Source organism: Archaeoglobus fulgidus DSM 4304, assembly GCF_000008665.1.
Taxonomy (GTDB): Archaea; Halobacteriota; Archaeoglobi; order Archaeoglobales; family Archaeoglobaceae; genus Archaeoglobus; species Archaeoglobus fulgidus.
The window spans coordinates 1,993,701-2,014,551 of the sequence record NC_000917.1; the positions used below are offsets into that span (position 1 = coordinate 1,993,701).

General features: G+C 49.7%; 23 protein-coding genes and 1 tRNA gene. 12 read left to right on the plus strand and 12 right to left on the minus strand.

What is annotated here, in order from left to right; all coding sequences use genetic code 11:
• Positions 1–3 precede the first annotated feature (3 nt).
• Positions 4–351 carry a TusE/DsrC/DsvC family sulfur relay protein gene (locus AF_RS11220; RefSeq protein ID WP_010879717.1) on the plus strand — a complete coding sequence of 116 codons (348 nt, stop codon included), beginning with the start codon at positions 4–6 and terminating at the stop codon, positions 349–351.
• A 2-nt stretch (positions 352–353) separates the two neighbouring features.
• Here the strand turns inward: AF_RS11220 and AF_RS11225 are convergent, their stop codons facing one another.
• Complete coding sequence (locus AF_RS11225; protein ID WP_048064545.1) at positions 354–1,715, minus strand: cobyrinate a,c-diamide synthase; 1,362 nt, start codon at positions 1,713–1,715, stop codon at positions 354–356.
• Positions 1,716–1,788: 73 nt separating this feature from the next.
• On the opposite strand from AF_RS11225, the gene AF_RS11230 reads away from it, so the two are divergent.
• Positions 1,789–2,055 carry a hypothetical protein gene (locus AF_RS11230; RefSeq protein WP_010879719.1) on the plus strand — a complete coding sequence of 89 codons (267 nt, stop codon included), beginning with the start codon at positions 1,789–1,791 and terminating at the stop codon, positions 2,053–2,055.
• Here AF_RS11230 and AF_RS11235 read toward each other — a convergent pair.
• Together AF_RS11235 and AF_RS11240 are read right to left on the minus strand one after the other, a co-directional pair.
• Complete coding sequence (locus AF_RS11235; protein WP_231487516.1) at positions 2,043–3,053, minus strand: UPF0104 family protein; 1,011 nt, start codon at positions 3,051–3,053, stop codon at positions 2,043–2,045. The genes AF_RS11230 and AF_RS11235 overlap by 13 nt on opposite strands.
• A gap of 138 nt (positions 3,054–3,191) precedes the next feature.
• Entirely contained in the window at positions 3,192–3,578 is a 387-nt protein-coding gene (locus tag AF_RS11240) for a transcriptional repressor (RefSeq protein WP_010879721.1), read from the minus strand.
• A gap of 87 nt (positions 3,579–3,665) precedes the next feature.
• On the opposite strand from AF_RS11240, the gene katG reads away from it, so the two are divergent.
• From katG to AF_RS11255, 3 genes are read left to right on the plus strand one after another with little or no spacing between them, the layout of a single operon-like run.
• Positions 3,666–5,891 carry a catalase/peroxidase HPI gene (gene katG / locus AF_RS11245; protein ID WP_010879722.1) on the plus strand — a complete coding sequence of 742 codons (2,226 nt, stop codon included), beginning with the start codon at positions 3,666–3,668 and terminating at the stop codon, positions 5,889–5,891.
• Between the two features lie 4 nt (positions 5,892–5,895).
• Complete coding sequence (locus tag AF_RS11250) at positions 5,896–6,099, plus strand: DUF2769 domain-containing protein (protein WP_010879723.1); 204 nt, start codon at positions 5,896–5,898, stop codon at positions 6,097–6,099.
• A 5-nt stretch (positions 6,100–6,104) separates the two neighbouring features.
• Positions 6,105–7,094: a DUF362 domain-containing protein gene (locus AF_RS11255; RefSeq protein ID WP_010879724.1), complete on the plus strand. Its 990-nt coding sequence runs from the start codon at positions 6,105–6,107 to the stop codon at positions 7,092–7,094.
• A 57-nt stretch (positions 7,095–7,151) separates the two neighbouring features.
• Here the strand turns inward: AF_RS11255 and AF_RS11260 are convergent, their stop codons facing one another.
• Complete coding sequence (locus AF_RS11260; protein WP_010879725.1) at positions 7,152–7,787, minus strand: hypothetical protein; 636 nt, start codon at positions 7,785–7,787, stop codon at positions 7,152–7,154.
• Between the two features lie 83 nt (positions 7,788–7,870).
• Here AF_RS11260 and AF_RS11265 point away from each other — a divergent pair, with 83 nt between their 5' ends.
• Positions 7,871–8,416: an XTP/dITP diphosphatase gene (locus tag AF_RS11265; RefSeq protein ID WP_010879726.1), complete on the plus strand. Its 546-nt coding sequence runs from the start codon at positions 7,871–7,873 to the stop codon at positions 8,414–8,416.
• Between the two features lie 5 nt (positions 8,417–8,421).
• On the opposite strand, the gene thsB is transcribed toward AF_RS11265, so the two are convergent.
• Complete coding sequence (thsB, locus tag AF_RS11270; protein ID WP_010879727.1) at positions 8,422–10,059, minus strand: thermosome subunit beta; 1,638 nt, start codon at positions 10,057–10,059, stop codon at positions 8,422–8,424.
• Between the two features lie 210 nt (positions 10,060–10,269).
• On the opposite strand from thsB, the gene AF_RS11275 reads away from it, so the two are divergent.
• Positions 10,270–11,340, plus strand: coding sequence for a hypothetical protein (locus tag AF_RS11275; RefSeq protein WP_010879728.1), 1,071 nt, complete (start codon positions 10,270–10,272; stop codon positions 11,338–11,340).
• Here AF_RS11275 and AF_RS11280 read toward each other — a convergent pair.
• From AF_RS11280 to AF_RS11300, 5 genes are all read right to left on the minus strand, one after another.
• Positions 11,297–11,488 (minus strand): ferritin family protein, encoded by a 192-nt coding sequence (locus AF_RS11280; RefSeq protein WP_010879729.1) that lies wholly within the window; start codon positions 11,486–11,488, stop codon positions 11,297–11,299. The genes AF_RS11275 and AF_RS11280 overlap by 44 nt on opposite strands.
• A 31-nt stretch (positions 11,489–11,519) precedes the next feature.
• Positions 11,520–11,894 carry a cyclophilin-like fold protein gene (locus AF_RS11285; protein WP_048064546.1) on the minus strand — a complete coding sequence of 125 codons (375 nt, stop codon included), beginning with the start codon at positions 11,892–11,894 and terminating at the stop codon, positions 11,520–11,522.
• Positions 11,891–13,225 (minus strand): adenylosuccinate lyase, encoded by a 1,335-nt coding sequence (gene purB, locus AF_RS11290; protein WP_010879731.1) that lies wholly within the window; start codon positions 13,223–13,225, stop codon positions 11,891–11,893. Before purB ends, AF_RS11285 begins: the two co-directional genes overlap by 4 nt.
• Positions 13,226–13,286: 61 nt before the next feature.
• Complete coding sequence (locus AF_RS11295) at positions 13,287–14,531, minus strand: acetyl-CoA C-acetyltransferase (RefSeq protein ID WP_010879732.1); 1,245 nt, start codon at positions 14,529–14,531, stop codon at positions 13,287–13,289.
• Between the two features lie 38 nt (positions 14,532–14,569).
• The gene (locus AF_RS11300; protein ID WP_010879733.1) at positions 14,570–15,778 is read right to left on the minus strand and encodes an acyl-CoA dehydrogenase family protein; all 1,209 of its coding nucleotides are present in this window, start codon (positions 15,776–15,778) and stop codon (positions 14,570–14,572) included.
• A 136-nt stretch (positions 15,779–15,914) separates the two neighbouring features.
• Here AF_RS11300 and AF_RS11305 point away from each other — a divergent pair, with 136 nt between their 5' ends.
• From AF_RS11305 to AF_RS11310, 3 genes are all read left to right on the plus strand, one after another.
• Positions 15,915–17,483, plus strand: coding sequence for a DEAD/DEAH box helicase (locus tag AF_RS11305; RefSeq protein ID WP_244372775.1), 1,569 nt, complete (start codon positions 15,915–15,917; stop codon positions 17,481–17,483).
• Positions 17,471–17,989 (plus strand): hypothetical protein, encoded by a 519-nt coding sequence (locus AF_RS13595; RefSeq protein WP_244372777.1) that lies wholly within the window; start codon positions 17,471–17,473, stop codon positions 17,987–17,989. Before AF_RS11305 ends, AF_RS13595 begins: the two co-directional genes overlap by 13 nt.
• Positions 17,990–18,001: 12 nt before the next feature.
• Positions 18,002–18,075: transfer RNA gene (locus AF_RS11310), tRNA-Lys, on the plus strand.
• Positions 18,076–18,541: 466 nt separating this feature from the next.
• On the opposite strand, the gene AF_RS13600 is transcribed toward AF_RS11310, so the two are convergent.
• On the minus strand, positions 18,542–19,075 hold the full coding sequence (locus AF_RS13600) for a (Fe-S)-binding protein (RefSeq protein WP_010879735.1): 534 nt from the start codon (positions 19,073–19,075) through the stop codon (positions 18,542–18,544).
• A 112-nt stretch (positions 19,076–19,187) separates the two neighbouring features.
• Here AF_RS13600 and AF_RS11320 point away from each other — a divergent pair, with 112 nt between their 5' ends.
• Positions 19,188–20,237: a permease gene (locus AF_RS11320; RefSeq protein ID WP_010879736.1), complete on the plus strand. Its 1,050-nt coding sequence runs from the start codon at positions 19,188–19,190 to the stop codon at positions 20,235–20,237.
• Positions 20,234–20,467 carry an MTH895/ArsE family thioredoxin-like protein gene (locus AF_RS11325; RefSeq protein ID WP_010879737.1) on the plus strand — a complete coding sequence of 78 codons (234 nt, stop codon included), beginning with the start codon at positions 20,234–20,236 and terminating at the stop codon, positions 20,465–20,467. Before AF_RS11320 ends, AF_RS11325 begins: the two co-directional genes overlap by 4 nt.
• Positions 20,468–20,479: 12 nt before the next feature.
• On the opposite strand, the gene AF_RS11330 is transcribed toward AF_RS11325, so the two are convergent.
• Complete coding sequence (locus AF_RS11330; RefSeq protein WP_010879738.1) at positions 20,480–20,845, minus strand: response regulator; 366 nt, start codon at positions 20,843–20,845, stop codon at positions 20,480–20,482.
• Positions 20,846–20,851 lie beyond the last annotated feature (6 nt).

The following is a 20,851-nucleotide window of genomic DNA, read 5'->3' on the forward strand; positions in this document are numbered from 1 at the left end:
TTCATGCCAGAGTTAGAGGTTAAAGGAAAGAAGCTCAGACTTGACGAGGACGGTTTTCTGCAGGATTGGGAAGAGTGGGACGAGGAGGTTGCAGAGGCTCTTGCGAAGGACACCCGCTTCAGCCCGCAGCCGATTGAGTTGACAGAGGAGCACTGGAAGATTATAAGATATCTGAGAGACTACTTTATAAAGTACGGTGTTGCTCCACCAGTCAGAATGCTTGTAAAGCACTGCAAGAAAGAGGTCAGGCCAGACTGCAACCTGCAGTACATCTACAAGCTCTTCCCGCAGGGACCTGCAAAGGACGCTTGTAGAATTGCTGGTCTTCCAAAGCCAACTGGCTGTGTCTAATCTTATTTTTTCTTCATTGCTTTTTTAACAAATCTTCTGGCGATGCTTTTATCCGAAAGAAAATGGACATGAATGTAGCATCCGAGCGTATTTTCCTTTAGTATTCCGTCCCTCCTGCCGTCAATTCCAAACCCTCGCTCCACCCTAAATGCAAAATCAGCCTTTCCCGTAAGAGTGGGCCTTGAATAGTGAAACTCGTGACCGACTATTTTTTGGTTTCTCTTAGCTATTATGCACGGCTTCAACGTCCTGTAAACCGAATAGCCCTGCGCCTGAAACCTCTCGTACATTTTTGTCTTTAGCGGAAGGAAGCCAACCATTTCAAACTCCCCTTCTGAGGTTTCAAGAGACTCTCCGAGATACATCAGCCCTCCGCATTCAGCATAAACGGGATTTCCAGACTGGCAGAAGTCGTAAATTTCGTTTCTAAGCTTTTCGTTTTTCTCAAGTCCCTCCGCAAATACCTCTGGGAATCCGCCCCCAATGTAAAGAGCGTCCACATCGGGAAGCCTTTTATCAGTAAGGGAGTTCACAAAGACGAGTTCAGCGTACTTTGACAGCTCATCTAAATTGTCCTGGTAATAGAACGAGAAAACCTGGTCCCTAATAACTCCAATTTTCACATATTTCTTTTCCTCATCTTCTTTTTCATCCTCAAAGACGGAGTCAAGCGGAGGTGCCTTTTCAGCTATTTCGAGAATTTTATCAACGTCAACGTGCTTCTCAACAATCTCCGCAATGTTGTCGAGCAGCTCGTCCATGTCCTCCCTCTCGTAAGCCGTAACAAGGCCGAGGTGGCGGTAAGGCATTTTCACCTTCTTTCTCGGCACCACTCCAAGAACCCTAACCCCTGCGAGCTTCTCGACCGCCGTCCTAACCTTTCCAGCATGCCTCTCGCTGCCGACTCTGTTCAAAATAACGCCCTTAAGCAACACATCCGGATCAAAGAGTTTATATCCGAGAATTATTGCAGCTGCAGTTCTGTTTAACCTCTCAACGTTGGCAACGAGTACAACAGGAGCTTTTAAAATCTTGCTCACCTCTGCAACGCTTCCCTTTTCGCTTACGGCATCAGAGGAGTCGTAAAGTCCCGTTTTCCCCTCAATGATTGCGACATCCGCACCTCTGAAGTTTCTGATGAACGTTTCAAGGATTGCAGACCTGCTCAGCATGAAACTATCAAGATTTCGCGAGTATCTGCCAGTTGCAAGGTGGTGAAAGCCCGGGTCGATGAAGTCCGGTCCAACTTTGTAGGGTTGAACCTCGTAACCTCTGTTAACGAGCAGCCTCATTAGCCCGATGGAAATCATCGTTTTTCCAACCTTGCTGCTCGTTCCTGCTATTACGACTCTTGGAATGTCCATTGGCAGAAGTTTCACTTCGGTAATTTAGCTTTTACAGAAAACCTTAAATTAAGTTTTGAGGTTAAACCTTAGCATGGACGAATTTGAGTACGCGATATTTGAAGAAGAGGATGAAGAGGTGGAGGGTGAGGACGACGTAAAGCTTGCAGAAATCTACAAGCTGGCGTCCAAGCTCCTCAAGTTGCTGGATGAAATAAAAAGCTTTGAATTGAAGGAGTCAGCTTCGCTCATGCTCATAAAGGAAATAGTGGGCGACGATAAGGTGCTCGTCGGACTCGCAACCAAAATGCTTCAGGACATGAGCTACGGTTTCGACGATGATGAGAGCTACGTTAGCTGATTTTTAACAAACTTTGATTTTATCAGGCTGTAGTTTACAGATATCGCGCCGAAAAATATGTTTGTATGGTAGGTTATCAGCCTCCACAGTCCCACGAGGACGCCGAGCACGTTGGTTGGCACGAAGTTGGAGTAGAGGTACGCCATGCTCACTTCCGCGATTCCGCTGCTTCCGGGAGTTAGAGGAACTAGGGAGACGATCACTATTATGAGCTGGGCAGTGTAGGAGTAGAGGAAGTAAGCGTCGTAGCCGAGAGCAACGAGGATTACCGAGGGGATTGCGAAGCTTGCACTCCACATAACAAGCGTTACAAGGTACAGTACGAGAATTCCAGAAGGGGAATCGGACAGCATCTTTATCGTAGCCTCTCTGAATCTCCTGAGCTCCCTTGAGAAGGTTGAGGAGTACTTCTCGGCCTTTTTTTCGTTGAACTTTCGAACAGCTTTGTAGAGAAGCTGGGCAAATTTGTCAATGCTGGATTCGTTTCTGAATATTCTGTAGAGAATGTAGAGAAAAACCAAAAGGAGGGTGATGAAGATAATGGCTATTTTAAATCCAAAACTTGTCGAGAATCCTGTTACAATCAAAAAAACCGGCAGGGCCGTCGAAAAGTACATGGAATCGAGGATTCTCTCAGCAAGAACGATAAAGGCCGACGTGCCCACCTCCACACCCCTGTCTGAGAGCATTTTGACTCTTACCGGTTCCCCACCAGCGGAGGAGGGAGTTATGGATGCCGTGAACATGCTCGCCATTGTTATCTCAAGGGAGTGGAAAAAGGAGATGCGGTAACCAAGATAGTTTGAAAGGAGCTTCATGCGAAGCGCCCAGAGAAGCCAGAAGGACACCTGGAGAAGGAACGCCACAATCAGCAGAAGCCAGTTGGCTCTTTTTATGACACTCCAGGTTAGCTCCGATTCGGTGTACTTGAAGATAATTGCCGTTACAGCGATGCTCACGAGAATTCCTATCACTGCAGCCCTGAGCGTCGAACTCAATTTTCCCCCCGGTGCTCAATACAATTAACGTATATAAACCATTTTCGTCCTTCTTTACTACTGTCCACTCGCCATCACTTGGATTTGATGTGGTACCCCGCTTGGCTGAGCGCAGTGCTCACGCACTTACTTCCCCCCTCAATCCCTATCCTCCATAAAAACGTTCACAACCTTGACATTCCTCCCCAGTCTCCTTTCTATCTCCCCTATCAGCTCCTCATCCACGAAATCTCTAATCTCCTCCCTCTCTATGACGTTGAAGTGCGGCTCACAGTTAACCTCAACCCTCGTCTCCCCCTCAAGCGTGAAGAAGTCCAGCAAACCCAGTCCCCTGAAAATCAGCAGGTTGGAGTAAAGCGTTGAGAAGCTCATTGTGGGAAACTCCTTCACCACTTCCTCATAAACCTCCTTCAGAGTAGGGTGCCTGCCCCCAATTTTTTCTATTACCTCAATAAGCTTCAGCCTCTGCGGAGTTAGCCTCAAACCGGCTTTTTTCATCTCCTCCATTGCCCTTTCCTTCCACACATCTTCAATTTCACATCTTAGTAAAAAACATTTTTCTTCTAGAAATAACTTCTAAATCGAAATTGTTTTAAAACATCAGCTTTAAGTATGATGAGACAGGGTGGTGTTATGGTTGGAGCAAGGAAAAGGTGGATTACGGACTGGTGGCCCAACAGGCTGAACCTGAAAATTCTGAGACAGAACCTCCAGAATCCCTACGGGGAGGATTACGATTACGTCGAGGAGGTTGAGAATCTCGATATCGATGCTGTCATCAGGGATTTGAAGGAGCTGATGAGAAGCTCTCAGGACTGGTGGCCGGCTGACTTCGGCCATTACGGCCCTTTGTTCATCCGCCTTGCGTGGCATAGCGCGGGCAGCTACCGCATTTTTGATGGCAGAGGTGGGGCGAGGGACGGGAGCATCCGCTTTCCGCCCCGCATAAACTGGCCGGACAACATAAACCTCGACAAGGCGATAAGGCTGCTCTGGCCGATAAAGAAGAAGTACGGCAGAAAGCTGTCTTGGGCGGATCTGATTATCCTTGCGGGCACAGTTGCAATGGAGGACATGGGAGTGAAGCTTTTCGGCTTCGCACTGGGCAGGGAGGACATCTTTGAGCCTGACGAGAGCCCCGACTGGGGGCCGGAGGAGGAGATGCTTACAGCAAAGAGAGGGGAGAAGGAGGAGCTTGAGAGACCTTTTGCAGCTACCGAGATGGGCCTGATTTACGTAAACCCTGAAGGGCCCGGCGGAAATCCAGATCCGCTTGGCTCGGCTCAGGAGATTAGGGTTGCCTTCCGCAGGATGGGGATGAACGACGAGGAGACTGTAGCACTTATCGCCGGAGGGCATGCCTTCGGAAAGTGTCATGGCGCTGGACCCGCTGATTATCTTGGGCCAGACCCAAGCTCCTCTCCCATTGAAATGCAGGGGCTCGGATGGAAGTACAACTACGGCAAGGGAAAGGGCTCTGACACCTTCACTTCTGGTCTTGAGGTTACTTGGTCGCCCACGCCCACAAAGTTCGGCATAAACTACCTCAGAATTCTCTTCACCTACGAGTGGGAGCTGGAGAAGAGCCCAGCAGGGAAAAACCAGTGGGTTGCCAAGGACGCTCCAGAAATCATTCCCGATGCTCATGATCCAAACAAAAAGCACAGGCCGAGAATGCTAACCGCTGACTTAGCCCTCCGCTTCGACCCAGAGTTCTCGAAAATTGCGAGGAGATTTCTCGAAAATCCTGAGGAATTTGAAAAGGCATTCGCCATCGCGTGGTACAAGCTCACCCACAGAGACATGGGTCCAAAGGACTGCTACATTGGCAAGTACGTGCCGGAGGAGACCTTTGTGTGGCAGGACCCGTTGCCAAGGAGAGATTACGAGCTCGTTGACGAAAAGGACGTGGAGGAGCTGAAGAGGAGGATTCTTGCGTCGGGGCTCAGCTTAAGCCAGCTCGTTTACTTTGCGTGGGCCTCAGCATCAACCTACCGCAACTCGGACAGGAGAGGAGGGGCCAACGGGGCGAGAATCAGGCTTAAGCCGATGAGTGTGTGGGAGGTAAACCATCCGGAAGAGCTTAAGAAGGTTATTGCTGCATACGAGAAAATTCAGCAGGAGTTCAACGAGGGGGCGAAGGGGAGTGAGAAGAGAATTTCAATCGCCGACCTCATTGTCCTTGGAGGTATTGCAGCTGTTGAGGAGGCGGCAAGGAGGGCGGGATTCAGCGTTAAGGTTCCATTCATTCCCGGCAGAGTGGATGCGCAGCAAGAGCACGTTGACGAGGAATTCTACAGAGTCATTGAGCCCTTCGCCGATGGCTTCAGGAACTACTTCAGGTATCCAGAGAGAATCAATGAAAGGGACGTTTACACAACTCCCGAGTACTTCCTCGTCGATAAGGCGAACCTGCTAACCCTCACAGTTCCCGAAATGGTGGTGCTGATTGGGGGTATGAGGGCTCTTGGAGCAAACTACAGCCACTCTGACTACGGTGTCCTTACCGAAAGGCCCGGAGTGCTGAGCAACGACTTCTTCGTCAACCTTCTGGACATGTCCGTAGAGTGGAGGGCTGCTGACGACTACAGGTACACCTTCGAAGGCTACGATAGGAAGAGCGGAGAGCTGAGGTGGAGGGCAACGAGGGTTGATTTAATCTTAGGCCATCACGACGAGCTGAGGGCTGTGGCAGAGGTTTACGGTTGCGATGATGCAAAGGAGAAGTTCGTGAAGGACTTCGCTGCAGTGTGTGCAAAGGTTATGCACCTCGACCGCTTTGATTTGTGGAGAAGCAACAGGAAGCTGTATAAGGAGATAACCGCAGGTTTGAGGTGAAAGAATGGAGAGGGTTGACGAGCTCGTTGAGAGGGAGTGCATTTGCAGGGACTGCTCAACCTACGTTGCGGAGGAAAGCAAGACTGGCTTCTGCTACTTCGGAACAAGTGAGGTAATAAAAGATGAGAAGGGCTGTCTCTGCCCCCTCTGCAAGGTTGCGGCCGTGATGGAACTCAAAGGGGAGTTTTACTGCACGAGAGGCTCTTAAAAGCTATGAAAAGAAGGGATTTCCTCATAACATCCGCAGCAGCCCTCTCTTTTTTACTTTCAGGCTGTGCCATCGGTGATAGAGTGGTGGAAGAACCACTAACGCCTAAATCCAATCCTCCAAGAAAATCAGTCGTTTACGTTCTCAAAACCGAGAGAAGGGAAGAGGCTGTCAGCAAGCTCATGCAGAACTTCTCTGACTTTGAGGGTTCAACCGTTGGATTAAAGGCCAACTACAACAGCGCCGATCCTTTTCCCGCATCAACCCATCCAAAGACGCTCTCAGCAATCGTTGATGTTCTGAAGGAGCAGAAGGCAGAGGTATTCATGGCAGAGAGGAGCGGGATGGGAAACACTTCAGCGGTGCTGAAAACCATGGGCATTCTGGACTTGGCCAGAGAGAAGGGCTTTACAGTTATCGACCTCGACAGCTACGACGGCTGGGTTCTTCACCAGCCAGAAGACAGCCACTGGAAAAAAGGCTATCCCTTCGCAGACATCTTCCTGACCGTTGACTCTGTAATACAGACATGCTGCCTCAAGACGCATCGCTTTGGAGGGCACTTCACCATGTCTCTCAAGAACAGCGTTGGAATGGTGGCGAGGAGGTGGAAGGGGCACGACTACATGTCAGAGCTCCACACCTCGCCCCACATGAGAAAGATGATTGCCGAGATAAACGTATCCTACTCCCCCAAAATCGTAATCATGGATGCCATAAAGGGCTTCTCGCATGGTGGGCCTGAGAGAGGAACGGTCATTGAGCCGGGATTGATGATTGCCAGCAACGACAGAGTTGCCATCGATGCAGTTGGTGTGGCCATTCTCAGAATCCACGGCACAACTCCGGAAGTTTCCAAGGGAAGTGTTTTCGAACAGGAGCAGATAGCAAGGGCGATTGAAATTGGTCTCTCCTCAGGTGAGTTTGAGATTATTCCAGCCAATGACGATGCAGAGAAAATCTGCTCGGAAATTGAGGCTGTGCTCTGGGGCTGATTGAACAAGGGTTGAGCGAAAAACCAATAAACCGGCAATTCGAATAACTCTTGTGAGCTAAATCCACTCCATCAAACCTGCAAAGACTATCAGGAGTACGGCGTCAATCGCCAGAATTCCAAAGCTAACTGCGGCCTGCTTTTCTACCAAATCCATATCGTAAACCCAGTAGGCAACGAGGAAGAAAGGCAGATAGCCGATCAGAAATATCAGGAGTGGCATCTTGGCATTCCACCACCAGTACTCCCAGACAAGAACATTGGCGGCATTCAGAATAATTTCAACGACGACACATGCTGCAGACAGCACAATGGCATAGAAGATTCTGTTGTTAATGCCGAAAATCTTCGCTTTCCTGTCTTCAGGCAAAAGCTTTGTTGCTGCTACACCCATGATTGCGAACATCATGCTTATCTCAATGTTGAGACCTATCAAAATCAGGTAAGCGGTTTTTCCTGGGGCCATCCAAACAGCAGCGTAGTTTGTGAAGTGGAAAACGAGGGCATTCCATATCTCGTTGAACCAATCCATCCCCCAGAAGGCAAGTCCAGCGAATACAGCCCTGTAATTTTTCTGATGAATTTCGCTGGCGTAGATGTAAATCACTACCAGCAGAAGGGTTATTACATACCATTGAAACTGGGATGCATCCCTCAATATTGCCAAGGCCTCGTTTGCTGCTTGCGTTGGCATGTCACTAATTTTATCCTTAATATTTAAATCTTTCCTTTAATATTTCTTCGAAACAAATTTCTATCCACCCACAAATTGATACCATGTACTTCATAACGTCCAACGAGGGAAAGTTCAGGGAAGTAAGAGAGATGGCCTCAAAGTACGGAATCGAGATAGAGTGGCTGAAGATGGAGTACATTGAGCCGCAGGGAAGCAGTCTGGAGGAGATTGCAAGGCTTAGTGCTGAGATGCTGGCTGAGAAGGTGGAGGGGGAGTTCGTAATTGAGGACAGCGGTCTGTTCGTTGAGGCTTTGAAGGGCTTTCCCGGGCCCTACTCAAGCTACGTTTTCAAAACCATCGGCAACGAGGGGATTCTTAAGCTCATGGAAGGCGTTGAGAACAGAAAAGCCTACTTCATGGCTGTCGTAGCCTACTTTGACGGCAAGGAGGTGAGAACCTTCACCGGCAAGGTGGAGGGGGAAATCTCCAGAGAAATGCGGGGAACTCAGGGCTTCGGCTACGACCCCATCTTCCTCTACGGCAATAAAACCTTCGCAGAAATGGCAACCGAGGAGAAGAACCAAGTTTCCCACAGAAGAAAGGCCTTCGAGGAGTTTTTCAGATGGCTTAAGGAGAATAAAATTTAAAAAATTTATTCTTCAGAATCCTCCTCTCCTCCGCTCTCTCCCTCTGGTCCCTTCTCCTTCTCCAGTCCCTTTGCAGCAATGACGTCGTCGATTCTCAGAATCATTATTGCCACTTCTGTAGCGCTTGTGATTGCCTGAGTCTTGACCTTCAGCGGCTCAAGGACTCCCCTCTCCTTCATGCAGGCTACTTCTCCGCTGAACACATCCACACCGTAGGTGGTCTTGCCCTCTTCATGGGCCTTTCTCAGCTCGACAAGAATGTCGATTGGGTCAAGCCCTGAGTTCTCGGCGAGGGCCCTTGGAATAACCTCTAAGGCTGATGCAAAGGCCTCAGCTGCCAGCTGCTCTCTTCCGCCAAGCGTTGGTGCCCAGTCTCTTATCTTGAGGGCAACCTCTATTTCAGGTGCTCCACCACCAGCAACGACCTTACCGCTCTCGAGGGCGGTCTTGACGACCTTGATGGCATCCTGCAAGCTCCTCTCGACCTCATCCACAACGTGCTCGCTGCCGCCCCTGATCAGTATCGTCACGGCCTTGGGGTTCTTGCAGCCCTCGATGAAGACCATCTTCTCGTCGCCAACCTTCCTCTCCTCAACAAGCTCCGCTTCTCCGAGATCTGCTGAGGTTATCTCCCTCAGGTCGGTTATGATTTTCGCTCCACACGCCTTTGCAATCTTCTCGATATCGCTCTGCTTGACTCTCCTCACTGCAAGGATTCCAGCCTTTGCGAGGTAGTACTGGGCAAGGTCATCAATGCCCTTCTGGCAGAAGACAACGTTGGCTCCAGCCTCTGCAAGCCTGTCGACCATCTCTTTGAGCATCTTCTCCTCCTGCTCGATGAACTTCATCAGCTGGTCTGGGTCGGTGATTCTGATTTCAGCATCCGTCTCGGTCTCCTTGACCTCAAGGGCAGCCTTCAGAACTGCAATTTTCGCATTCTTCACTCTCTTGGGCATTCCCGGATGCACTACCTCCTTGTCGATGACGATGCCGTTAACGAGCTTTGTGTCTGCAACACTGCCTCCCTGCCTCTTCTCCAGCTTTATGTTGTCCTCGTCAACCTTGTAGCGGTCATCGACCTTCTCTGCAACCCTCTTCACAGCCTCAACAACGAGGCTGCTCAGGTGGTCCAGCGCATATTCTGAGTGCTTTCCAGTTATGGCAGTTGCGGCAATCTTCTTGAGGGTCTCCTCGTCCTCAACGTCGATGTCCATTGCTATGCTCTCCAGAATCTCAACCGCCTTGTTTGCGGCCATTCTGTAACCTCTGGCAATCACCGTCGGATGAATGTCCTGATCAAGAAGCTCCTCTGCCTTCTTCAGCAGCTCTCCCGCAAGAACTACAGCAGTTGTGGTGCCGTCACCGACCTCATTGTCCTGGGTCTTTGCAACCTCAATGATCATCTTCGCTGCTGGATGCTCAACGTCCATCTCCTTAAGGATTGTCACACCATCGTTTGTAATCACCACATCTCCAAGGCTGTCAACGAGCATTTTGTCCATTCCCTTCGGCCCAAGGGTGCTCTTCACTGCCTCGGCAATCACACGAGCGGCCATTATGTTCATCCTCTGGGCATCTCTTCCAACGGTTCTCTGAGTTCCCTCCTTCAGTATCAAAACCGGTGTCCCCTGCAGTGTGGCCATCCCACTCACCTCCCTCTTGCAAATATTGGTGGATTGAAATTTCTATATATATTTTACGGTCAGGCTTTTTGAGCTCTGCGCGGTGGAAGGGTTGATTGAGGCTACATGGTTTTTGGGGAGGTTGAATTGAACGAATAGCTGCATGGAAACATTTAGCTGTAGCTGAACCAAATCCACAAAATTTTTTATAAAACAGACACAAATCCAAATGTGCGCTACGCAATCTTCGACGAGTCGAATCTTGAAAGAGTGCTGAAAGCCATCGGAGAAGCTTCTCCGGAGTTTAGGAGATTCAGATACGTGGAACTGCTGGCGAAATCCGAAAAAGGTGTTGTTGGTAAATACAGATCGCTCTACTTTCTCTTCTCCAAAGAGCCCTTTGAGCTTGACGTAGAGCCAATAGAGATTTTTGAAGTGGAAATAGAAAAAGATGACGGCAATTTTCGGAGCTTCAGGTTTGGAAAGTACTCCCTGAGGGATAAGCTTCTTTTAGACTGCAATTTTAACGAGAAGCTGTTTTACGATTACCTTCCCGCGCTGCTGTGCGAAATCAGCTCGGCAAGGCTCCTCATCAAGGACTGCAACTTGAGGGCGAGCCATCTTGCGGAAAGGGAAAGCGAGATTGTGAAGGAGATTACGAAAATCTCGGAGGACGTTAAAACGCTCAGCATAGAGAAACTTGAGGAGCTATCCTTCGAGGTTTCGGCATTAAGGGCTTCTTTTTTCAGCAGCTACATGCTGTTCAAGGATGACGTTGAGGAAATTTTTTCCTCAATTGCAAGGGCGAGCAGCATCTCAAACTTTCTTGGTGGGTTGTTAAAGGAGCAGATTGACGAGCTCAGAAATCAGCTTGAGACAATAAGCTACTTCGAGTCGAGGTTCGAGCAAACCCTTTCGGGAGTCAGGGATGCGCTCGACGTCGTTCATCTTCGCCTCGAAATGCTCAGGGGGAAGGAAAATCTTGAGCTGCAGAAGAGAACCTCGGCTTTGCAGGCTGCCGCGGCTGTAATTGAGTTTGTGGCGGTTTTTTACTACTCGATGAAAATCTGGGAGGCTTTTCTTCCCGTGACGGAGATGCCCCACTGGCTCTCGTTCTCTCTGCTTGCCGCGTTCACGTTTACCGTTGTGGTTTACACAGAAGCGCTCGGAGATTACATCAGGGAGAGGAAACCTTCATCAAAGCTCGTTCTGCTGACGCTGACCCTAGCCATTCTGGTTATCCTGATGGCCACTCTTCCTACTCTTTTTTCAGCAGCCTCACAACTTTCAGGCGGTCATTGAGGAGCTTTATGTGCTCCCTCTCCTGAGAGATGAGGAAATCAAGCAGTTCTGCAGTTTCCCTGTCGGCTTCTCTTTTCATTTCGGCGTAGGTCTCAATAGCCTCCCTCTCCATCTCAATGGCCTTTTGCAGAATCTCTTCGGGACTCATGTAGTTTGTGGTTTGAGAAAAAATAAATACTTCACGCTCTCTCCACAACCACACTCTCTCCGTCCGCAACGCCCTTAAGGCCTTCCATGCTGTTGACGATCCTCCCTATAACGTTGACGGCACTTGCAGGCCTGATTTTATCGTCGCTTATCGGCGTTTTTCCGAAAAAGAGGCATATAGCTTTTCCAGGAATCCAGTACGCCACGTCTCCCAGCTCAACAACGTCCTTCGAATTCTCCTCCTTCTCAACCGCAACCTGCGTTGTGAAGTAAATCTCATCTCCCCACCTGTTGGCGGTGGACTTTATCGGCAGAGCATCGGCAATCGCCCTTACAGTCTCAGGCGCCCACTCCTCGTAAAGCTCAACTTCGCATTCCGCACTTTCGAATCTAATCCTCAACCTCATTTCAACACCTCGTTCACCCATCTCACAACCCTCTCGACCCTTTCCCTTGCAGTCCCCAGATAATTTTCAGGTTTCAGAATCTCCCTAAGCTCATCCTCTTTGAAGTACTTCATAACTCTCTCGTCTTTCAAAAGCTCGTCAAGAAGCGATGAATTGTTCTCGTAAGCCCTCATCGCCGCCTGCCTGAGAATCTCGTGCGCCTCCTGCCTCCCCACCCCTCTTTTCGTCATCTCTATCATCACCGCCTCGCTCAGGTTGAGCCCCCTCTGCATCTCAAGATTCCTCCTGATGTTCTCGAGGTTGAGACTAACGCTGGAAACAACCTTTATCATCTTCGTTAGAATGTGGTCCGCCAGAACCGTTGACTCAACAAGGGTTATCCTCTCCGCCGAGGAGTTTGTAAGGTCTCTCTCCTCCCACAGAATTGCCGACTGGTGCTGAGGCTCCACGAACCCCCTCACGACCCTCGCCAAGCCGCAAACATTCTCGCAGTCTATTGGGTTCCTTTTGTGGGGCATCGTGGAGCTTCCGACCTGCTTGGCCTCGAATTTTTCCATCAACTCTCCAACTTCAGCTCTTTGAAGGAGTCTGAAGTTCAGAGCAATCTTTTCGAGTGTTGCAGCAAGATTTGCGAGAAACTCGAGGTACTCGCAGTAGGAGTCCCTGGGTATTATCTGGCTTGAAATCAGAGCCGGTTTAAGGTTCAGCAGCCTCATAACCTCCTCCTCTATCTCGAAGCCGTCTTTGCCGAAGGCGGCCTGTGTTCCCACTGCCCCGCTCATCTGCCCTACGAGAAGCCTGTCCTTCATCTGCTGCAGCCTGATGTAGTGCCTTGCAACCTCAGCCGCCCACAGGGCGAATCTGAAGCCGTAGGTTGTGGGCAAAGCCGCCTGACCGTGAGTTCTGCCGAGGCAGACCACGTCCTTATATTCTAAGGCTTTGTCCGCAAGAACCTTCGCAAGGCGCTTTATTTTAACCTCGAGGATTTTCAAACTGTCCCTTAGCTGCAAAGCCGTTGCTGTGTCGATTATGTCGTTTGATGTGGCTCCGAAGTGAACCCACCTGCATCCGGTGGCCTCGGTAATGGCCTTTACCAGCGCCATTATGTCGTGCTTTATCTCTGCCTCAATTTCCTTCACTCTCTCTGGTGTTACGCTGTAAGCCTTCTTTTTGGCCTCTTTGGCCTCCTCTTCGCTGAGGTATCCTTTTTTTGCAAGAGCGCGTAGAAGAGCCATTTCAACCCTTACCATCCTCTTGATCTTGCTATCCTCGCTCCAAATCCTCTTCATTTCGGGGGTGCCGTAGCGGTAATCGATGGGGTGAACTATCATGAAGCGAAGTTAACAGGGGGCGATAAAAGGTTACTCCTTTTCGTTAAAAAGAAAAAAGAGTTTAGATATACGGGTTCTCGATGATGGTGGCTCCACCCTGTCCGCCTGCACCACAGAGCGTGGCACAGCCGTACTTGGCCTCCTGAACGAGGAGGATTCTTGCGAGGGTGCCGAGAACTCTTCCACCGCTCGCTCCGAGCGGGTGGCCTATGGCAATTGCTCCTCCCTTGATGTTCACCCTCTCGGGGTCGAGGCCGAGCTTCTTTATGGTGTAGAGCGGAACAACAGAAAAGGCCTCGTTTATCTCCCAGTAGTCTATGTCCTTCGCCTCAAGCCCAGCCTTCTGCAATGCCTTCAGGCTTGCGGGAACGGGGCTTGCGCCCATGATGCTCGGGTCGATTGAAGCCCAGCCCATTGAAACGATTTTTGCCATCGGCTCAAGGCCATATTCCTTCATCTTCTTCTTGCTCATCAGCATAAGTGCTGTAGCACCTGCATTGAGCGGAGAGGAGTTTCCGGCAGTGATAACACCTCCCGGCTTGAAGGCTGGTGGGAGCTTCTCCACCTGCTCAAGCGTTGTGTCAGGCCTTATTGACTGGTCAACGTCTATGACCTTCTTGCTTCCGTCTGCCTGCTCCACCTCAATGGGGAGAATCTCTCCCTTCCACTTCATCGGGTAGCCCTCTCCCTCAAGGAACCAGCCCTCTTTGACTGCCTGAGCTGCAAGCTTGTGGCTCCTGACACCCCACTCATCCAGATCTCTCTTCGTCCATCCCATCTCGTCCTTCGCAACCTCGAAGAGCTTCTCCGCTGTGAGACCCATGCTCATGGCCGTCATTAAATCATATTTCTGAATCAAATCCGTGCGGGACATCAGAGTGGGTGAGATGCCGATGTGCGGGTTGAGGTCCATCTGCATTGGCAAGTGGGTCATGTGCTCGAAACCGCATGCAATTACGATGTCAGAGTAGCCGAGCATGATTTCCATTGTTCCGTGGTGAACTGCTGTCGTTGAGGAGTTGCAGACCCTCTCAACGCCGTGCGCAGGAACTTCTACGGGCAGTTCAGCGAGAAGAGGGACAACCTTACCGCCGTAAAGCCAGTTCTCCTTCATCTGCATTGTGCATCCTGTGATGACGTCGCCAATCTCCTTTGGATCGATGCCCGTCCTGTTCACCATCTCCTTTATCAGCATCGCAGCCACTGCAGGCATGTCTATTTTGTTGAAAACGTCCTTCTCCGGCTGCTTTGGCCTGCTCCTCGAGAATGCAGACCTCAGAAAATCAACTATATATACTTCCTCCATTCTATCACCCTGCAAACGTTTTTCAAATAATAAAAAATTTACTGTAGAGGATGTTTCCTCACAACTCCGAGTCTTGAGGGTATCTTTCCGAGCAGCGACCTGGCAATAACTTCCATCTCTATTTCCCTTGTACCCTCGTAGATCTCCAGAATTCTAACGTCCCTGTACATCCTGCTTATGTGCTGCTCTCCCATAAATCCGTAACCTCCGTGTATCTGCAAAGCCTCATTAACAATGAACTGCGCGGCCTTGGCCGTGTAGTACTTCGCCATCGCCGTCAATCCCGGATCTGGCATCCCCATCTTGTCCTGGAAGTAGGCAGCCTGATATGCCAGTAAGCGGGCAGCCTCAAGCTCCGTCCTCATCTTCGCAAGCTTCTCCTGCGTAACCTGGAAGTCTGCAAGCTTCCTCTCGAAAACCTCCCTGTTTCTGGCGTAGTGGTACGCAAGCTCAAATGCCCCCTGAGCCAGCCCAAGAGCCTGGAACGCAACAGGGATTCTTGTGATGTTGAAGAACATCATCGTCTGGTAGAATCCCTGCCCCTCCTGACCGATGAGGTTTTCCTTCGGCACTCTGACGTTCTTGAAGACGACCTCGGCCGTATCGCTCGCCCTAATACCAAGCTTGTTCTTCAGCTTGTTCGCCTGCACACCTGGCATGTCCCTCTCGACCAAGAACACCGACATGCCATGATGTCTCTTCGGCGGATTTGGATCAGTTCTCGCCAGAACTATGTAGTAGTCTGCAATGCTGCCGTTTGTGATGAACATCTTCGTTCCGTTGATTACGTACTCATCTCCATCCTTGTCAGCCCTTGTTTTAATTCCCGCAACATCGCTCCCCGCCTGAGGTTCTGTGTAGCAGGCGGCGCAGATTTTCTCTCCCTTTGCGAGCGGTGGCAGGTACTTCTTCTTCTGCTCCTCGTTGCCGAAGGCTATGATCTGCTCTGAGCCGAATGTTGTGGCGAGAATCATTCCAAGCCCGCCGTCAACCCTCCAGAACTCCTCGACAACGAGGCAGGAGTCCAGCACTCCTAAGCCCTGCCCTCCGTACTGCTCTGGAATCGCCATTCCGATGAATCCGAGCTGGGCAGCCTTCTTCCAAAGCTCAAAGGGGAACTTCTCCTCCCTGTCGCACTCTTCAACGTAATTTGGAAACTCCTTCTCCGCGAACTCTCTTGCTGCCTCCTTAATTGCCTTCTGGTCTTCCGTCAGGATGAAATCCGCGAGCATTTTTAACCACCTCATGCAGGCTCTTTTTGTGATTATTTAAATTTTGCCAAGTTAAACAATTGAAAAAGGATTTAAATAGAACACAATTGTAGTTATATATCATGAGTTTAACGAGGAGCAATTTTTAATGCACCGTTGAAAACTTGAAGTGGTGAAGGTGGAGGAGCTTGCTGAAAGCATCTCAAGTTATGCTGTTGGCATTTTAAAGGAGGAGGGTATAGAAGAGCTGTTTCCGCCTCAGGCTGAGGCGGTGGAGAAGGTCTTTTCCGGCAAAAATCTGCTCCTCGCAATGCCCACAGCGGCGGGTAAAACCCTCCTCGCCGAGATGGCGATGGTCAGAGAGGCCATAAAAGGTGGAAAGAGTCTCTACGTTGTTCCTCTGAGGGCTCTTGCGGGGGAGAAGTACGAAAGCTTCAAGAAGTGGGAGAAGATTGGTTTGAGGATAGGCATATCGACAGGCGATTACGAGTCGAGGGACGAGCACCTTGGGGATTGTGACATTATAGTAACAACAAGCGAGAAAGCTGACTCTCTGATCAGAAACAGAGCAAGCTGGATTAAAGCTGTTAGCTGCCTTGTCGTTGACGAAATACACCTACTCGATTCCGAGAAGAGAGGAGCCACCCTGGAAATTCTCGTGACTAAAATGAGAAGAATGAATAAGGCGCTGAGGGTTATAGGGCTCTCCGCAACGGCTCCAAATGTCACCGAGATTGCAGAGTGGCTAGATGCAGACTACTACGTGAGCGACTGGAGGCCTGTGCCGCTGGTGGAGGGAGTGCTCTGCGAGGGCACTCTGGAGCTCTTCGACGGTGCATTCTCGACCTCAAGGAGGGTAAAGTTCGAAGAGCTCGTTGAAGAGTGCGTTGCTGAGAATGGGGGTGTTCTTGTTTTCGAATCAACGAGGAGAGGGGCGGAGAAGACGGCAGTTAAGCTCTCAGCAATTACGGCAAAGTATGTTGAAAATGAAGGCTTGGAGAAGGCGATACTCGAGGAGAATGAGGGTGAGATGAGCAGAAAACTGGCAGAATGCGTTAGGAAAGGGGCGGCCTTTCACCATGCTGGCCTGCTGAACGGGCAGAGAAGGGTTGTTGAGGATGCTTTCAGAAGGGGGAATATCAAGGTTGTCGTTGCCACTCCAACTCTGGCAGCGGGCGTCAACCTTCCAGCCAGAAGGGTGATAGTGAGAAGTCTTTACCGATTCGACGGATACTCGAAGAGAATTAAGGTTTCCGAATACAAGCAGATGGCTGGGAGAGCCGGCAGGCCGGGAATGGATGAGAGAGGAGAGGCGATTATCATTGTCGGGAAGAGGGACAGAGAGATTGCTGTGAAAAGGTATATTTTTGGAGAGCCTGAGAGGATAACCTCGAAGCTCGGAGTTGAGACTCACCTTAGGTTTCACAGCCTGTCCATAATCTGCGATGGCTACGCAAAAACTCTGGAAGAGCTCGAGGACTTTTTCGCTGACACGTTCTTCTTCAAGCAAAACGAAATATCCCTCAGCTACGAGCTTGAGAGAGTTGTCAGACAGCTTGAGAACTGGGGGATGGTTGTTGAGGATCACCATCTTGCTCCAACGAAGCTAGGCTCGCTTGTTTCGAGGCTCTACATCGACCCGCTGACGGGCTTCATTTTCCACGACGTTCTCAGCAGGATGGAGCTCTCCGATATCGGTGCCCTGCACTCATCTGCAGAACTCCGGACATGGAGAGGCTGACTGTTAGAAAGACAGACTCGTGGGTTGAGGAGGAAGCCTTCAGGCTTCGAAAGGAGCTAAGCTACTACCCATCCGATTTTTCTGTTGAGTACGACTGGTTTTTGTCTGAAGTCAAGACGGCTCTCTGCCTGAAGGACTGGATTGAGGAAAAAGATGAGGACGAAATATGCGCTAAGTACGGCATCGCTCCCGGTGATTTGAGGAGGATAGTTGAGACTGCGGAATGGCTGAGCAATGCGATGAACAGAATAGCGGAGGAGGTGGGAAACACGAGTGTCAGCGGGCTTACGGAGAGGATAAAGCATGGAGTCAAGGAGGAGCTGCTTGAGCTGGTGAGAATAAGGCACATCGGGAGGGTTAGGGCGAGAAAGCTTTACAACGCGGGGATCAGAAATGCTGAGGACATTGTGAGGCACAGGGAAAAGGTTGCATCGCTGATTGGGAGGGGCATAGCAGAGAGGGTTGTAGAGGGCATTAGCGTTAAGTCTTTAAACCCGGAGTCATGATGCAATCATGCAGGGCCGGTAGCTTAGCCAGGCAGAGCGCGGGACTCTTAATCCCGCAGTCGGGGGTTCAAATCCCTCCCGGCCCGCTGTTTGTGAGCAGGGAAAGCTCGCTCTTTTCATAGAAACTCTAAAACACTCCTTGGCGGATTAGTGTAGGCTTTCCTCTTCTTTCAACTTTTAGAACTGTTTTGGTTGGTTTATCAAGAAAGTAAATCATTCTGAAATCCCCAATGCGATAAAGTTCTCCTCGCCTTCAATCTTTTTAACATCGAGGAATTGGATTCGTTTTGAGCGTTTCAAGAAGTTCACCAAATTTTCACCAAAACTCTTTAAATGGGCTTTTTTAAGACGGTTTCAGCTCTTGAGTTACTTTCCTGTGAATTACAACTCTAAACACAAGCTCCCTCAAATAGTTTACCTCCACGCATTTAAAACTGCAGTCGAGAATCTTCTCCTCCTGTGCTGGCAACTGCGGTTACGAGAGGAGGTATTTCGACTTATGAGGCTGCATTACAATGATTGTTGGGGCTCTGGAAATTACTGCAAAGAGGGTTAAAGCTCTAAATCGTAACCTGCAGCAACAAGCATTCCTATGAGCGTCTCCCTGAGCCCTTCATATTTTTTATCCTCGAAAAGAGGTTTGCAGGCTTTGATATCAACCTCTCCGTTGAGCAGCTTTACGGCAAAGGCCATGCACGTCTGCTCGCCGCACCGCTTGCAGTTGGTCTTCGGCAGGTAGTTGTAAACATCGAAGGGGCTTACCACAGTTTTCTCAAGAGGCTTTGAAAGGTCTATTTTGTTCCTTTTTTCCCAAGCTTCCTGAGCCTTTTGCTCTATCTCACCCAGAATGCTTTTTGCCTCATCCTCGTCCTTAATCTGCGTCATCGCCACAAAACCGTCCTCGTGTATCGTGATTATCCTCTGCCCTTTCTTAAATGAAATCCATCCCCTCTTCTCGTTGTAGCTTGCGTTGGGAATCAACCTCGCAAGATAGGGCATTACAGCCGGAAAATTGCCGTCAACTCTGCCTATCACCCTGAGTTTTTTCGGATCAGCAATGCAAGGCAACACTTCTTTGATTTCCATGCTACTTTGTTAAATTAAACGTTTATTAAACTTTTGGTTTATTTTTTAAACCTAAGAAAAAAGTTTAAATTTTAAACCAAAAACTTAAATTCAGTTATAAATTTTAAACCATATGGACGTCAATGCACTGCTGCTGGCGGGAATTCAGGCCCTTGAGGAATACATAGCTCTGCATGTCCTGACGTGTTTGGTACCGGCCTTTTTAATTGCCGGTGCACTCATGTCGATGATGAACAAGGCCGTTTTAATCAACTACTTGGGTGCTGCAACTTCGAAGCTTAAATCTTTTCCCCTTGCGATAGTTTCCTCTTTCTTTCTCGCAGTGTGCTCCTGCACTGTCATACCAATCGCTTCTGGGATTTACAAGCGAACTAATGCCACCGCTCCTGCAATGATAATACTATGGGTCGCTCCTGCAACGAACATTCTTGCTGTAACGTACACAGGGGCGGTTTTAGGCCTCGAACTCGCCCTGGCAAGAATCGTTGCTGCAATATCCACCGCCTTTGTTGTGGGACTGATACTCTTCTACGTCTTCGACAGGAAAATAGCATCACAGTCTGATTCGGCGATGCCGAAGGCTGGAAGGTTGGTCGAGAACAACGCTTTGGTTCTTTTTGCCCTTCTTGTAGCCACATTGCTTCTGCCGAACTACCTGGGTGTTGGGAAGCCCTACATTTTCAAGGTTGAGGTTTTCAGCGTGTTAATGCTGGTCACAACAGTTTACGCGCTGAAGAGCTTTAGTAAAGAGGATTTGAAATACTGGATGCTCGAAACGTGGTTTTTCGTCAAGCAGATAATCCCCCTCCTGCTCGTAGGAGTTTTTATCGTGGGTGTTGTTGGGGAGATTCTGAAAGCCACCGACGTCGTGGAAGTTTATCTCGGTGGGGAGGGTGTCGGGCAGAGCTTTCTGGCTGCTTTGATAGGTGCGCTAAGCTACTTCGCCACAATGACGGAAGCTCCCTTCGTCGATACACTCATGAAGCTCGGGATGGGGAAAGGGCCGGCTTTGGCACTCCTGCTTGCAGGCCCAGGCCTGAGCCTGCCAAACATGCTCGCAATTGGGAAGCTTTTTGGTGTGAAGAGAGCGGCTGTGTATATAATCACAATCGTCGCTCTCTCTACCATAGCTGGAGTTGTTTACGGGGAGGTGATAGCGTGAAGATAAAGGTCGTTGGTCCGGGATGTGCGAGGTGCAAGGCAACCTTCGATGTGGTGAAAAAAGTCGTTGAGAAAGAGGGGCTTGACGTGGAGCTTGAGTACGTGACGGATATGAACGAGGCAATCGAGCTGGGTGTTGTTGCGACACCAGCAGTGTGGGTTGACGGGAAAGTAGTTATTCAGGGCAAAATACCAAAGGAGAGCGAGATACTGGAAATCATCAAAAAGTAAATTTTTTATTTTTTACGCTACGGCCTTCGCGGAGTACTTCTCTATCAGCTCTTTGAGAGTTCTTCTTGTGAACGGCTTCTCCACGACCTCCAATGCTCCGATTTTAAGCATTTCCCTGCCCCTGCTCCTTGCGAAGGCCGTCAAGCCCACAATCTTGGCGTGAGGGTCAATCTTCAGTATCTCCCTTGTTGCCTCAACACCGTCCATTTTTGGCATCTGAATGTCCATGAGAACGAGGTCGGGCTTGAACATCTTGTAAGCCCTTACAGCCTCCTCACCGTTCGAAGCTTCAATAATGTCGTAATCCTTGAGCATAATCTTTACAATCTCCCTAATGCTGTCGTCATCATCGACTATCAGCAATCTGGGCCTAATCATTATAAC

What these genes read in the sequence shown, in the direction of transcription:
- AF_RS11220 (WP_010879717.1), top strand. Translation starts at nt 4, where the DNA reads ATGCCAGAGTTAGAGGTTAAAGGAAAGAAGCTCAGACTTGACGAGGAC.
- AF_RS11225 (WP_048064545.1), bottom strand. Translation starts at nt 1,715, where the DNA reads ATGGACATTCCAAGAGTCGTAATAGCAGGAACGAGCAGCAAGGTTGGA.
- AF_RS11230 (WP_010879719.1), top strand. Translation starts at nt 1,789, where the DNA reads ATGGACGAATTTGAGTACGCGATATTTGAAGAAGAGGATGAAGAGGTG.
- katG (WP_010879722.1), top strand. Translation starts at nt 3,666, where the DNA reads ATGATGAGACAGGGTGGTGTTATGGTTGGAGCAAGGAAAAGGTGGATT.
- AF_RS11250 (WP_010879723.1), top strand. Translation starts at nt 5,896, where the DNA reads ATGGAGAGGGTTGACGAGCTCGTTGAGAGGGAGTGCATTTGCAGGGAC.
- AF_RS11255 (WP_010879724.1), top strand. Translation starts at nt 6,105, where the DNA reads ATGAAAAGAAGGGATTTCCTCATAACATCCGCAGCAGCCCTCTCTTTT.
- AF_RS11260 (WP_010879725.1), bottom strand. Translation starts at nt 7,787, where the DNA reads ATGCCAACGCAAGCAGCAAACGAGGCCTTGGCAATATTGAGGGATGCA.
- AF_RS11265 (WP_010879726.1), top strand. Translation starts at nt 7,871, where the DNA reads ATGTACTTCATAACGTCCAACGAGGGAAAGTTCAGGGAAGTAAGAGAG.
- thsB (WP_010879727.1), bottom strand. Translation starts at nt 10,059, where the DNA reads ATGGCCACACTGCAGGGGACACCGGTTTTGATACTGAAGGAGGGAACT.
- AF_RS11280 (WP_010879729.1), bottom strand. Translation starts at nt 11,488, where the DNA reads ATGAGTCCCGAAGAGATTCTGCAAAAGGCCATTGAGATGGAGAGGGAG.
- AF_RS11285 (WP_048064546.1), bottom strand. Translation starts at nt 11,894, where the DNA reads ATGAGGTTGAGGATTAGATTCGAAAGTGCGGAATGCGAAGTTGAGCTT.
- purB (WP_010879731.1), bottom strand. Translation starts at nt 13,225, where the DNA reads ATGATAGTTCACCCCATCGATTACCGCTACGGCACCCCCGAAATGAAG.
- AF_RS11295 (WP_010879732.1), bottom strand. Translation starts at nt 14,531, where the DNA reads ATGGAGGAAGTATATATAGTTGATTTTCTGAGGTCTGCATTCTCGAGG.
- AF_RS11300 (WP_010879733.1), bottom strand. Translation starts at nt 15,778, where the DNA reads ATGAGGTGGTTAAAAATGCTCGCGGATTTCATCCTGACGGAAGACCAG.
- AF_RS13595 (WP_244372777.1), top strand. Translation starts at nt 17,471, where the DNA reads ATGGAGAGGCTGACTGTTAGAAAGACAGACTCGTGGGTTGAGGAGGAA.
- AF_RS13600 (WP_010879735.1), bottom strand. Translation starts at nt 19,075, where the DNA reads ATGGAAATCAAAGAAGTGTTGCCTTGCATTGCTGATCCGAAAAAACTC.
- AF_RS11320 (WP_010879736.1), top strand. Translation starts at nt 19,188, where the DNA reads ATGGACGTCAATGCACTGCTGCTGGCGGGAATTCAGGCCCTTGAGGAA.
- AF_RS11330 (WP_010879738.1), bottom strand. Translation starts at nt 20,845, where the DNA reads ATGATTAGGCCCAGATTGCTGATAGTCGATGATGACGACAGCATTAGG.